General features: G+C 41.3%; 14 protein-coding genes and 1 tRNA gene. 5 read left to right on the top strand and 10 right to left on the bottom strand.

Annotated features, from left to right (window positions below; translation table 11 throughout):
* Positions 1-23 precede the first annotated feature (23 nt).
* On the top strand, positions 24-1,301 hold the full coding sequence (locus HMPREF9009_RS10945) for an IgA Peptidase M64 (RefSeq protein WP_049702119.1): 1,278 nt from the start codon (positions 24-26) through the stop codon (positions 1,299-1,301).
* Positions 1,302-1,399: 98 nt separating this feature from the next.
* Positions 1,400-1,939 carry a GNAT family N-acetyltransferase gene (locus HMPREF9009_RS10940; protein ID WP_008024780.1) on the top strand — a complete coding sequence of 180 codons (540 nt, stop codon included), beginning with the start codon at positions 1,400-1,402 and terminating at the stop codon, positions 1,937-1,939.
* Between the two features lie 111 nt (positions 1,940-2,050).
* Here the strand turns inward: HMPREF9009_RS10940 and HMPREF9009_RS10935 are convergent, their stop codons facing one another.
* The 9 genes from HMPREF9009_RS10935 to HMPREF9009_RS10895 all read right to left on the bottom strand — a co-directional run bounded on the left by HMPREF9009_RS10935 (position 2,051) and on the right by HMPREF9009_RS10895 (position 7,959).
* Entirely contained in the window at positions 2,051-2,521 is a 471-nt protein-coding gene (locus HMPREF9009_RS10935) for an ExbD/TolR family protein (protein WP_004315772.1), read from the bottom strand.
* Between the two features lie 3 nt (positions 2,522-2,524).
* Positions 2,525-3,118, bottom strand: coding sequence for an ExbD/TolR family protein (locus HMPREF9009_RS10930; RefSeq protein ID WP_004315773.1), 594 nt, complete (start codon positions 3,116-3,118; stop codon positions 2,525-2,527).
* A gap of 36 nt (positions 3,119-3,154) precedes the next feature.
* Positions 3,155-3,640: a hypothetical protein gene (locus HMPREF9009_RS10925; protein ID WP_008019454.1), complete on the bottom strand. Its 486-nt coding sequence runs from the start codon at positions 3,638-3,640 to the stop codon at positions 3,155-3,157.
* A 6-nt stretch (positions 3,641-3,646) separates the two neighbouring features.
* Positions 3,647-4,447 carry a MotA/TolQ/ExbB proton channel family protein gene (locus HMPREF9009_RS10920; protein WP_004315775.1) on the bottom strand — a complete coding sequence of 267 codons (801 nt, stop codon included), beginning with the start codon at positions 4,445-4,447 and terminating at the stop codon, positions 3,647-3,649.
* A gap of 74 nt (positions 4,448-4,521) precedes the next feature.
* Positions 4,522-4,609 (bottom strand) — tRNA-Ser (locus HMPREF9009_RS10915).
* A gap of 120 nt (positions 4,610-4,729) precedes the next feature.
* Positions 4,730-5,506, bottom strand: a complete 777-nt coding sequence (locus HMPREF9009_RS10910; protein WP_049702118.1) for a TatD family hydrolase — start codon at positions 5,504-5,506, stop codon at positions 4,730-4,732.
* Positions 5,500-6,216: a hypothetical protein gene (locus HMPREF9009_RS10905; RefSeq protein ID WP_008024785.1), complete on the bottom strand. Its 717-nt coding sequence runs from the start codon at positions 6,214-6,216 to the stop codon at positions 5,500-5,502. Before HMPREF9009_RS10905 ends, HMPREF9009_RS10910 begins: the two co-directional genes overlap by 7 nt.
* Before the next feature lie 15 nt (positions 6,217-6,231).
* On the bottom strand, positions 6,232-7,206 hold the full coding sequence (locus tag HMPREF9009_RS10900; protein WP_049702117.1) for a polyprenyl synthetase family protein: 975 nt from the start codon (positions 7,204-7,206) through the stop codon (positions 6,232-6,234).
* Between the two features lie 69 nt (positions 7,207-7,275).
* Positions 7,276-7,959, bottom strand: a complete 684-nt coding sequence (locus HMPREF9009_RS10895; protein WP_004321840.1) for an energy transducer TonB — start codon at positions 7,957-7,959, stop codon at positions 7,276-7,278.
* A 70-nt stretch (positions 7,960-8,029) separates the two neighbouring features.
* Between HMPREF9009_RS10895 and cmk the strand changes: the two genes are divergently transcribed.
* The 3 genes from cmk to pfkA all read left to right on the top strand — a co-directional run bounded on the left by cmk (position 8,030) and on the right by pfkA (position 10,923).
* Entirely contained in the window at positions 8,030-8,863 is an 834-nt protein-coding gene (gene cmk / locus HMPREF9009_RS10890; protein ID WP_198154748.1) for a (d)CMP kinase, read from the top strand.
* 8 nt (positions 8,864-8,871) lie between these two features.
* On the top strand, positions 8,872-9,741 hold the full coding sequence (locus HMPREF9009_RS10885) for a 4-hydroxy-3-methylbut-2-enyl diphosphate reductase (RefSeq protein WP_004321844.1): 870 nt from the start codon (positions 8,872-8,874) through the stop codon (positions 9,739-9,741).
* Between the two features lie 201 nt (positions 9,742-9,942).
* Positions 9,943-10,923 carry a 6-phosphofructokinase gene (gene pfkA / locus HMPREF9009_RS10880; RefSeq protein WP_004297914.1) on the top strand — a complete coding sequence of 327 codons (981 nt, stop codon included), beginning with the start codon at positions 9,943-9,945 and terminating at the stop codon, positions 10,921-10,923.
* Positions 10,924-11,671: 748 nt separating this feature from the next.
* Here pfkA and HMPREF9009_RS10875 read toward each other — a convergent pair.
* Entirely contained in the window at positions 11,672-12,880 is a 1,209-nt protein-coding gene (locus HMPREF9009_RS10875; RefSeq protein WP_032850942.1) for a PepSY-associated TM helix domain-containing protein, read from the bottom strand.
* Positions 12,881-12,885: the final 5 nt, after the last annotated feature.

Raw genomic sequence — 12,885 nt, 5'->3', positions numbered from 1 at the left:
AAAAACATAAATATACCATTTATATGAAACATATTTGCTGTATCATTCTGTGTTTCTACACTTCTATAGGAAGTTATGCCCAGAATTTTGCTGATTATTTTCAGAACAAAACAATGCGAGTGGATTATATCTTTACCGGGGATGCTACACAACAGTCTATTTATCTGGATGAGCTTTCACAGCTTCCCACCTGGGCAGGCCGTCAACACCATCTCTCCGAACTTCCCTTGGAAGGCAACGGACAAATTATTGTGAAAGACCTTGCCAGCAAACAGTGTATCTACAAAACTTCTTTCTCTTCTTTATTTCAAGAATGGCTGTCAACAGACGAAGCCAAAGAAACAGCTAAAGGGTTTGAGAATACCTTTCTTCTTCCTTATCCCAAACAGCCTGTGGAAATAGAAGTCACTTTATATTCTCCGCGAAAGAAAACAATGGCTACTTACAAACATATCGTGCGTCCAGATGACATACTGATTCATAAACGGGGAGTATCACATGTTACTCCACACCGGTATATGTTGCAAAGTGGCAATGAAAAAGACTGCATAGATGTTGCTATCCTGGCAGAGGGATATACAGAAAAAGAAATGGATATATTCTATCAGGATGCACAACGTACCTGCGAAAGTTTGTTTTCGTACGAGCCGTTTCGTTCCATGAAGGGTAAATTTAATATTGTTGCCGTAGCCAGTCCTTCAACGGATAGTGGTGTCAGTGTTCCCCGCGAAAATCTGTGGAAAGAAACGGCGGTTCATTCTCATTTCGATACCTTTTATTCAGATCGCTATCTGACTACCAGCCGGGTAAAGTCTATCCACAATGCATTGGCTGGTATCCCTTACGAGCATATCATTATCCTCGCTAACACAGATGTATACGGCGGAGGAGGAATATACAATTCTTATACGCTAACCACAGCTCATCACCCTATGTTCAAACCGGTGGTAGTGCACGAATTCGGGCACAGCTTTGGTGGATTGGCCGACGAGTATTTTTATGAGGATGATGTGATGACGGATACTTATCCACTGGATGTCGAACCGTGGGAACAGAATATTTCAACACAGGTGAACTTTGCTTCCAAATGGAAAGATATGCTTCCACTAGGCACTCCGATCCCTACTCCTATTGCTGAAAGAAAGAAATATCCGGTAGGAGTATATGAAGGAGGCGGCTATTCCGCTAAAGGTATTTATCGTCCTGCCTACGACTGTCGCATGAAAACAAACGGATATCCGGAATTTTGCCCGGTTTGTCAACGTGCCATCCGCCGAATGATTGAGTTTTATGTTCCTTAATTGAATAACAATCATCGATGGTAACCAATGGTAAATACTCATCCAAAAACAAAATCAATATACAATCATATTATTGTCAAACTTAAAACCCAAACCTCATGATTAGACTTCAACCAATCAGTACGTCGGATCTGCAACATTACAAATTTATGGAAGAGCTCTTAATTGACGCATTTCCACCGGAAGAGTACCGTCAGTTGGAACAACTGCGCGAGTACACTGACCGTACGGGCAACTTTCATAATAACATCATCTTCGACGATGACCTGCCAGTCGGCTTCATTACTTATTGGGATTTTGACAGTTTCTACTATGTAGAACACTTTGCAACCAATCCTGCCCTGCGAAATGGAGGTTATGGAAAACGTACACTGGAATACTTGTGCAATTATTTAAAACGCCCAATCGTATTGGAAGTAGAACGTCCGGTGGAAGAAATGGCCAAACGACGTATCAGCTTTTATCAACGCCAGGGCTTTACACTATGGGAAAAAGACTACTGTCAACCTCCTTACAAACCTGGAGATGATTTTCTTCCCATGTATTTAATGGTACACGGAGAGCTGGATTGTGAAAAGGATTTTGAAACAATCAAAAAGAGAATACATAAAGAAGTATATGGAGTAAAAGACAATTAAAAAAGAATCCCGATAGAAAGAGTTGTACAAATGTGTAATATTAATATATAAAAAAGAAGGGTGTCCAAACCGATTTGGACACCCTTCCTTTTTATATATCAAATTAACTAATTACTTTTCACCACGTTTAGTAGCTGAATAGTTAATCTTCAAAGCATAAGATTTTCTAAGAGCATTTTTTACGTCAGTAATAATACCCATCTTTGTCTTTTGGTCTACTTTCAGAGATACAGTCATTTTAGCTGCATCACCTTCATTCATGCTTGCACGTTCCTGGAAAATGAAGTCCTGTACTTCACCAACTTCAGCATAGCTGTCGTTGAGCTGAATACGACTTTCAGTACCCATTTTTGCGCGATATTCCTGCGTAGGTTCTCCTACATAGATGAATGTTACCAGCGATTTCTTCTCCAGTTTTTCGAGTTCAGTACCTTGCGGAAGTGTAAACTGTACCTTTAACGTTACCTCACGCATTGTTGTTACAATCATAAAGAAGAACAACAAGGTAAAGATAAGGTCAGGCAACGAAGAAGTATTCAATGCCGGCATTTCACGTTTACCAGTCTTATTAAATTTTCCCATTACTTACTTCTTTTTTTCTCCGTATTTTTTAGGTTCTGCTTCAGAAATTCGTTGCGGATAAATTTCACGAATCGCTTTTTGCTGATCGTCATTCAATTCCGCATATGTAGTTCCAAATTTCTGTTCAGCCAACTCGTCTCTCAATTCATTGTATGCAGCCACCAATTCGTTCTGCACGCTGATATAAGCCTGATAAGAAGATCCACGGTCATTCTGCAAAGAAATTACGTGCTTGTCATTAACCAGATATGTGCCAAAGAATTCTACATTCTTTTGTGTTTTTTCAGGCATATGTTCTGCGTTAGCAACGTTAGCAATAAATTCTTTAGCTTTCTCTCTCAACTGATCAACACCGATATAATCATTACCGCACATCAAAGCATCATCTTTATTCAAGTATACCTGCAATACGTTACGTTCTTTGATTTTATCAGTATTATCCTGATCTTGATCTTCGGGCGGTGGAGGCAAAAGTCTTGCCAAACCACGGTCCGTATCCATTGATGTTGTAATCAAGAAGAAGATCAGCAACAAGAAAGCGATATCCGCCGTAGAACTTGAGTTAATATCAGGAACTTTTCTTTTTCCTCTTGCCATTGTTATTACTTATTTAATTGAGAATTACTCAATTGATTAGGATAATTTCTTCTTTATGCCACTCACGATGATTGCAACAACTGTTACAAACAACAGGATGTAAATAGAATAAAGGAACATATCAGTTATTTTCAGCCAAAAAGGAACGTTGTCTGTACCGCTATAGCCCTGAATCTGCATTGGTGTTCCGTCACCCATAGACCAAGCAACAACTAAAACAACAACTAAAAGAACCAAACCAAGTAAAGATTTGATAGCATTTGCCGGATTATCTTTCAAGGCTGCTCCAAATTGGAATATTGCACCAAGTATAGTAGCTGCAATGGCAATGCCAAACAAAGCATACATCAAATAAAGTAAGGCGTCTGTTTGAGCCGGCTGCCACATCTCGGGATCTACTCCCGCAATCACTGCATCGCCTGTTGCATCTCCTCCCAAGAAGAAAAGGCACAATACGATCAGGATGATGGCAAACATCGCATAAAGTGCATAATACGATGCTCTATATGTTAACTTACTCATCTTCGATTATTTTTTGTATTTCAAGTTATATTTGATTACCATGTCTAACAAAGAGATAGAAGAATCTTCCATTTCGCTAGTCAGAGCTTCAATCTTAGCAAGTACATAGTTGTAGAATACCTGAAGGATCAATGCTACGATCAAACCGAAGATAGTTGTAATCAAGGCAACTTTCATACCACCTGCAACAACCGTCGGAGAGATATCACCTACCTGCTGGATTTTATCAAATGCCTGCACCATACCGATTACAGTACCCAAGAATCCGAGTGACGGAGCCATTGCGATAAACAGTGTGATCCAAGAACATCCTTTTTCAAGGTAACCAGCCTGTACACCACCGTAAGATACAACTGACTTCTCAACTACATCAATACCCTGATCAATTCTCATCAGACCTTGATAGTAAATAGAAGCAACCGGACCTCTGGTGTTACGAGCAATGTCTTTAGCAGCTTCAACATCACCTTTTTCCAAAGCAGCTTCGATAGATGCCATGAATTTTTTTGTGTTGATTTCGGCCAAACTCAAATAAATGATACGTTCGATACAGAAAGCCAAACCGATCACCAAAGCGATAGCTACCAAACTCATGAAAGATGCAGTACCTTCGATGAATTTAACTTTGATTTCCTTGTGAATACCACCTTCTTCTGCAGCAGGAGCAGCAGCAGTAGTAGCTTCAGCGGCAGGAGCAGCTTGTTGTTCAGTTTGTTCTGCTGCAGGAGCATCTTGAGCCTGAGCAAGTTGAATTGAGCCAAAAGTGAAGGCCCCAATCACAGCAACAATTGCAAATAACTTTTTCATTGTGTGTCTAATTTTTAAGATTAATTAATTGATTATTATTATTGTATTTACTTCTCTTCTCTTTTTCATGTCTGCGGAGAGACGGGGATTCGAACCCCGGATACACTTTTGGCGTATACACGCTTTCCAGGCGTGCCTCTTCAACCACTCGAGCATCTCTCCCTGCATGTTTTCTGCATTTTCAGCTACAAATGTATTCTTTTTTTTCTTTTCTTGAAGCATTCTCCCTCTTTTATCTTGAATAAATACTGCAAATTAATATAATTTAAAACCTTTCGAACCTTATTTGCGGATTCCAAACACTTTTAGCGCATTAACAGAAGTGACCTCTGCTACGTGCTCTGGAGTTATCTGATAAATCTCCGCCACCTTCATAAGTGTGTCTTTTACATTGGCGCTCTCATTTCTCTTCCCCCGGTTCGGCACAGGAGCTAAATAAGGGGAGTCGGTTTCGAGCACAATGCGTTCTAAAGGAACTGTCGTCAGTGTTTCCGGTAAAGTCGATTTCTTAAAAGTAACGACTCCGTTAATGCCTAACATAAATCCTTCGAATTCCAACAATTTCGCCGCTTCTTCCGATGTCCCGGTGAAACTATGAAAAATGCCGGTCAATGGTGTCTTTTTATAGGACTCCATTACCTTATATATATATTCAAATGCTTCTCTTGAATGAATTACAATCGGAAGGTCATACTCTAGTGCCCACTCTATTTGCTTTTCAAAAGCCAAAATTTGTTCTTTCAGAAAAGTCTTGTCCCAATAAAGGTCAAGGCCTATTTCTCCGATAGCCACAAATTCATTAGAAGTCGACAAGTACTTGTGTACAACTGCTAATTCCTGTTCATAGGATTCATTGACGGAAGTCGGGTGCAGCCCGATCATCGGATAGCAAAAACCCGGATAATCCCTACACACTGACAACATAGCATCAATGGTGGTACTGTCTATATTGGGCATGAAAATATAGGAAACTCCCGCTTTCCGTGCACGTTCCATCACCTGCGGCAGGTCTTCGGTAAATTCTTCAACAAAAAGGTGAGAATGAGTATCTATCAGCATGATATTTCTTTTTCTTCTTTTACTTTCTCGCTGGAACGATAATAATATATCAGTCCGTAGTCGCGACATTTTTCTAATCTGGTATCATTGGGAGTGACATCCTGATATTTAGCTTCTACCTGGTTCCAGATATCCAGAATCAATTCATCTGCACGCCCACGCATGGATGCCAATTCATCAAGACTGCGACTGGTTAATGCCTGATAGTTTTTCTGCCGTTCGTAGCTTTCCAGAAAAATATCATAATGCACTTTTACACGTGCAATAGTCGGATTATAAATAGGTATGCCGCCTTGAGTTGTTCTTTGTTGTTCGCCTTCAATTATTTTCTTCCCCCACTCTACCAGTGCGGCTTCACTCAACAGGTCCGGCACTGTGTTTGAAGCAGGCAGGCCATATAATTCTTTATGCGCCACTTTGATTTCATCGCGAAGTACTGCCAAATTGAGTACTTGGATAAAATGAGAGATATACAACCGGGCGGTCTTCACGTTCATCTGATGCTTACGGCTGGCACGCGACTGGTTGTTGTAACACTGTGTATAATAAATTTGCGCAGCCTCGAACCGATGTAAGAAATTACGTGCCTCAAATAATGTCTTTAATGTAATAGCCAAGTCACGTACGTTATACATCTCCCCCTTTTCGACTGCCGCTTTCAACGCCCGAACTCTTGCTTGATCTGTATTTGGTAATCGTCTGTAAGGCATATCTCTGACACTTAGCTACATTTCACGATACATTAATAATTTCACAAGATTCTTCAATTCTTTTTTCCTGTCTTCTGCAACGGCGACTGCAGCCAGACTTTCCATAGCAAGGGTGTAATATTCGCGCATTTTGTTTTCGCAGACATTACGGATATTCAACTGATTATAGATTTCAGTTACCGCTTTTATTTTTTCTGCTGGTTGAAAAGTTTCTGCATTCAACCAACGATTCAATTCTTCCTGCTGCTTTTCATCTGCGTGCTCCAATGCTTTGATAAGCATATATGTTTTTTTATTGCAAAGAATGTCTCCGCCTATCTTCTTCCCGAACACTTCCGGGTCTCCATATACATCCAACAAATCATCCTGCAATTGGAACGCAACTCCGATATGCATCCCAAAATGATAAAGATTCTCTGCATCTTCAGCAGTCGCTCCTGCCAAAATTGCACCGATTTTAAGACTAGCAGCAAGCAACACTGCCGTTTTCAAACGAATCATTTCAATGTATTCGTCTTCTGTCACATCACAGCGGGACTCAAATTCCATATCCAGCTGCTGCCCTTCACAGATCTCAAGTGTAGTCAGACTGAATAAATCCATCACTTCTTTCAGATGTTCCTGCGGACATCCCGTCATATAGCGAAATGCCAGAATCAACATAGCATCTCCCGAAAGAACAGCAGTGTTATCGTTCCATACTTTGTGTACAGTAGGTTTGCCTCTGCGCACATCCGAGCGATCCATCAAATCATCATGCAACAAGGTGTGGTTGTGGTAAACTTCAATTGCAGTGGCAGGATCGTATATAGACGCCACATCCTCCCGATACAAGTTATATCCCATCAACATTAATACAGGACGTATCCGCTTCCCACCCAGAGAAAGGATATATTCAATCGGTTCATAAAGTCCTTTCGGCGTCCGGGTAAACTGAATTTCAGAAATATGATGATTTATCTTATCAAGTAATTGAGAAGCTGTAAACATGATGAATAAAAAAATTAATGAATAAAAAGAGGCTGCCGAAAGCAGCCTCCTAATTTATATTATTACAAATTACTGCAATCTAAACATCACAGGAACCGTAAATTTAACACGTACCGGTTTTCCGCGCTGCATACCTGGTTTCCACTTCGGCATGGTATTAATCACACGGAGGGCTTCTTTATCCAGATACGGGTCAACGCTACGTACAACCTTCGCATCTACGATACTACCGTCTTTGTTAACAACGAACTGTACGATAACACGTCCTTGAGTTCCGTTTTCCTGTGCGATAGTCGGATATTTAATATTCTTTGCCAGATACTGCATCAAAGCTGCTTGTCCGCCCGGGAAGTCCGGCATGTTTTCTACAACCTCGAAAATAGTCTGTTCTTCCGGTTCTTCTTCAACAACTTGTACAGGCACATATTTTACTTCTACACGAGCTTGGTTATCTTCATTGATAATAGTTGTTGTTTCCTCAATATCAGCTTTATCATCCACAATCTCCAGCAATTCTGCTACTTTTGGAGCTTCAGGTGGTGGTGGAGCCGCTTGTTCAGGGGTTTCGGTAATAGGAATAATTTCCTCTTCAAACACGACATCAGCTACTGCCTGGCTTGTATCAATCTTCACGTCACGCTGGGTCCATTCGAACGCCACGAACATGAAAGCTAGAACTACCACGTAACCAACGAGCAACCATGTAGACTTCTTGCCTTCCAGGTCTGCTTTGGGTGATTTTTTAACTTCCATAAATTTATTAATATAATGATTAAAAAAAAGTGTCCTTTCATGTGTCTCCGGGCAAATATAGTACATTTTCATGTATTCGTTCCCCTCTTTGCCTCTTTTTATCCGGCTTTTTAACTTTTTTAATTCTTTCGTACTTGTCTTGCTCCTTTTAACGGCAAACTTATGGTTGATTTTCAAATTTACCGTATCTTTGGCGAACAAATCAGATGAACTGAATATGAAAAAGATAACAATTGCAATCGATGGTTTTTCCTCTTGCGGAAAAAGCACAATGGCTAAAGATCTGGCCCGTGAAGTGGGCTACATTTACATTGACAGCGGAGCCATGTATCGTGCGGTCACTTTATATAGTATAGAAAACGGAATTTTCGACGGAGACGTTATCGATACGGAGAGGCTGAAAAAAGAAATTAAGGACATTCATATATCGTTCCGGCTGAATAAGGAAACCGGACGTCCCGACACTTATCTCAACGGTGTGAATGTAGAGAATAAAATCCGTTCGATGGAGGTTTCTTCCAAAGTGAGTCCTATCAGTACGCTCGACTTCGTACGTGAAGCAATGGTAGCTCAACAACAAGCAATGGGAAATGAGAAGGGGATTGTCATGGATGGCCGGGACATAGGTACCACTGTTTTCCCGGATGCGGAACTGAAAATATTTGTAACCGCCACTCCCGAAATCCGTGCTCAACGCCGTTATGACGAGCTGAAAGCAAAGGGACAGGCAGCCAGCTTCGACGAGATTCTGGAAAATGTGAAACAACGGGATTATATCGATCAAAACCGGGAAGTAAGTCCGTTGCGCAAAGCAGAAGATGCGCTGCTCCTGGATAATACCGACTTATCGATTGAAGAGCAGAAAAAATGGCTTTTCGAACAATTTAATAAGGTAAGTAAATAGTTTGTTTTATGATCAAGGTAGAGATAGACGAAGGTTCCGGCTTCTGCTTTGGTGTGGTGACAGCCATTCATAAGGCAGAAGAAGAGTTGGCAAAGGGAGAAACACTCTATTGCCTCGGAGACATTGTGCATAATAGCCGGGAAGTGGACAGGCTGAAAACGATGGGATTAATCACTATCAATCGGGAAGAATTCAAGCAATTGAAAAATGCAAAAGTATTGCTCCGGGCGCATGGAGAGCCACCGGAAACTTATATGATTGCCCGTGAAAATAATATCGAGATTATCGATGCGACCTGTCCGGTTGTATTACGTTTGCAGAAACGCATCCGACAAGGCTATCTGGCAGACAGTGACGAAGAAAAACAAATTGTCATCTACGGCAAGAGCGGACACGCAGAAGTGCTGGGACTGGTAGGGCAGACAGACGGAAAAGCAATTGTGATTGAAAAGGCAGAGGAAGCCAAAAAGCTGGATTTAAATAAAAGTATCCGCCTTTTCTCACAGACAACCAAGTCACTGGACGAATTTCAAGAAATCGTAGAATACTTCAAACAACATATTTCACCGGAGGCGACTTTCGAATATTATGATACGATCTGCCGTCAGGTTGCCAACCGTATGCCTAAGCTCCGGGAGTTTGCGGCTACACACGATTTGATCTTCTTCGTCAGCGGCAAAAAGAGTTCGAACGGAAAGATGCTGTTTGAAGAATGTTTGAAGGTGAACGCTAATTCGCATTTGATAGATAACGAGAAAGAAATCGATCCTTCTCTTCTTCAAAACGTAAAATCGATTGGTGTATGTGGGGCGACTTCTACTCCGAAATGGTTGATGGAGAAGATTTACAATCACATTCGGACGCTTATCAAAGAATAATTGCTTTATTCATATAAAGAATAATAGCAAAGCAACATAAGAAAAAACGGCAAAGTAACACGAATGAATAAAAAGAAAGCAAGAAAGGGCTATTTGAACATTTTTAATGTTTTCTTCATACGAAAAAAAACTTCATAACCGCTGCTTTCAACTTTTTATTGTACATTTGCCGCGTCAAACTAATTAATGAGAGATTGTTATATGGGAACAGTTAAGTGTATCGGAATTTTGACCTCCGGAGGTGATGCTCCGGGAATGAACGCTGCTATACGTGCAGTGACACGTGCAGCTATCTACAATGGATTGCAAGTCAAAGGTATATACAGAGGCTATAAAGGTCTGGTCACAGGTGAAATCAAAGAATTTAAGAGTCAGAATGTGAGTAATATCATCCAGTTGGGTGGTACTATCTTGAAAACAGCCCGTTGTAAAGAGTTCACGACTCCGGAAGGTCGCCAGTTGGCTTATGATAATATGAAAAAAGAAGGCATTGACGCCTTGGTTATCATTGGTGGAGACGGTTCACTGACAGGTGCACGCATCTTTGCACAGGAATTTGATGTTCCATGTATCGGACTGCCGGGAACTATTGATAATGACCTTTACGGTACAGATACTACCATCGGATATGACACTGCATTAAATACGATATTGGACGCTGTGGATAAGATTCGTGACACGGCCACTTCACACGAACGTTTGTTCTTTGTAGAAGTGATGGGACGTGACGCCGGTTTCCTTGCATTGAACGGAGCGATCGCTTCGGGAGCGGAAGCTGCTATTATTCCGGAATTCAGTACGGAAGTCGACCAACTGGAAGAGTTTATCAAGAACGGATTCCGTAAATCAAAAAACAGTAGTATTGTATTGGTAGCCGAAAGCGAACTGACCGGAGGAGCCATGCATTATGCCGAACGTGTGAAAAACGAATACCCGCAATACGATGTACGTGTGACGATCTTAGGTCACTTGCAACGTGGTGGTAGCCCGACTGCCCACGACCGTATCCTGGCAAGCCGCCTCGGTGCTGCTGCTATCGATGCTATTATGGAAGATCAACGTAACGTAATGATCGGAATCGAACATGATGAAATCGTTTACGTACCGTTCAGTAAGGCTATTAAGAATGACAAACCAATCAAGAGAGATCTTGTCACTGTATTGAAAGAGCTTTCAATCTAATCTTTCTATTTTTAGGAGTTCAGCTTATATCAGTATATAAGATAAGATAAAGAGCGGTGGATGAACGGGAGATTTCCTTATCATTCACCGCTCTTCTTTCATTTATTCAATGCTTCTTTTCACCACAGAGGACACGGACACAGAGGTGAATTTGTTTTATGACTTACGATTGCGACCCTAATTTTGATGCGTAATCCTCCTACTATAAAGTTGAAAAACATAAAAACATCTGCCACCTGCAACCAAACGCGTGTAATTCACTAGTTAATAGATAGTTGTAACGTTGCAGATACTGTTGCAGATAGGTTGCAGATCAAAGTATCTGCCACACAGTATAAGCCTTACATAAGCTAATTCTCTATGGGTACAAAAGTTTATTGTATACATTAACTTCCCGTTTCCAGGCGGGGAACTGTCGTTTCCGGCATTAGAAATTACAGTTTCCACGGCAGGAAACGAGAGTTTCTAAGGCGGGACACTACAGTTTCTACGTAAGGATACTGTCGTTTCCCCGTAGAGACACCACAATTTCTCCATAGGGTCACCCCAATTATCCCATAGCTTTGCACAAAGGAAGCAAGGCTTTTTCTTTGATTATATAACGTGTTGCAGATACTTTATCTGCAACCTATCTGCCACAGGTATCTGCAACGTTACAACTATCTATTAACTAGTGTATTACACGCGTTTCGTTGCAGGTGGCAGATGTTTTTATGTTTTTCAACTTTATAGTAGGAAAAAATTTCATTCATTTCCGTACCTTTATGAGTCTTTTTATCCATAAATAATATCCAGTCAGTGGTAGTGCAGCCCCCAATAAGGCAGCAATAAAGGTAAGTATGCGAGTAAACATTCCTCCCCAGTTACCAACATGCACAGAATAAATCCAACCACGAATCTTTCCCGACTTGTCTTGATGTTGATAAAGACTTGTTTCTGTAAATTCACCATTATCCGTATTGAAAGAATAACGGTCAGATGCCCGCTGATTCCCGAAACGGTTGAAAGACACGCTTGCCGTACCAGAAGAAATACTGATTTGCTTATACTCCGGATTTTGACGTCTTAGTTTATCATAAATCTCCTGCCAATAAACGAATGGTGAAGTTACCGAGTACATATCACTGTGATTGTTTTCCGGACGTCCGCCTCTTTCACCCTTTCGAACCTCATTTCCTTCTCTTTTCTTTTCCCGATGGGCTGCCAGTTTGGTATCCCTCTTTTGAGCATCACTTTTCTGTTCATGTCCTTGGGCGGCACGTTGCTGTACTTCCACCCCGAAGACCTTATAGAAAGCCGTCCGATACCACGGAAAAGACCAGGTCAATCCCGTCAGTGCCATAGCCAGTAGAAAGATCAGAGCATACATTCCACCTGCCACATGCAAGTCATACCAAAACCTTCTCCAACCTTTTGTTGCTGTTATTTTCAGGCTATTCTTCAATGCTTTACGTGTACGCGGCCACCAAATGACAATTCCCGAAATCAGTACAAAAACAAGTAAAAGCGTACTGACACCTACAATCATTTTGCCCCAAAAGATCCCTTCATTTCCCGGATTCATACTATCCAGCAGCCAGCGATGCATTCGGAACATAAACATAAAAAAGCCGCTACGCTCGCTTTTTCCTTTTACTTCGCCCGTATACTGGTCTACATACAAAGATGCACGACGTGGTTTGGAAAGACTAACCTGATACGCACGTCCGGGATCAGAAGATATGCTGACACCGGTCACCGATACACTGTCAGGCAATGTCGTCGCCACTTTTTCAAGCAACTTATCCATAGGAAGAGGAGACTCCTTTACCGTTTCCACGTAGTAAAGATCGCGTCGAAACCACTCATTCACCTCATTTTCAAATACCAGCATGGCACCGGAGAAGCAGACAAGAGTTATTATCAGTCCGAAAGGGACGGAAAGCCACAAATGTATCTTTCTGAATATTTTTTTCATGTTTT

It is taken from the genome of Bacteroides sp. 3_1_13 (genome assembly GCF_001185845.1).
In the GTDB taxonomy this organism is placed as follows: domain Bacteria; phylum Bacteroidota; class Bacteroidia; order Bacteroidales; family Bacteroidaceae; genus Bacteroides; species Bacteroides xylanisolvens.
This window is presented reverse-complemented; position numbering and strand designations above follow the sequence as displayed.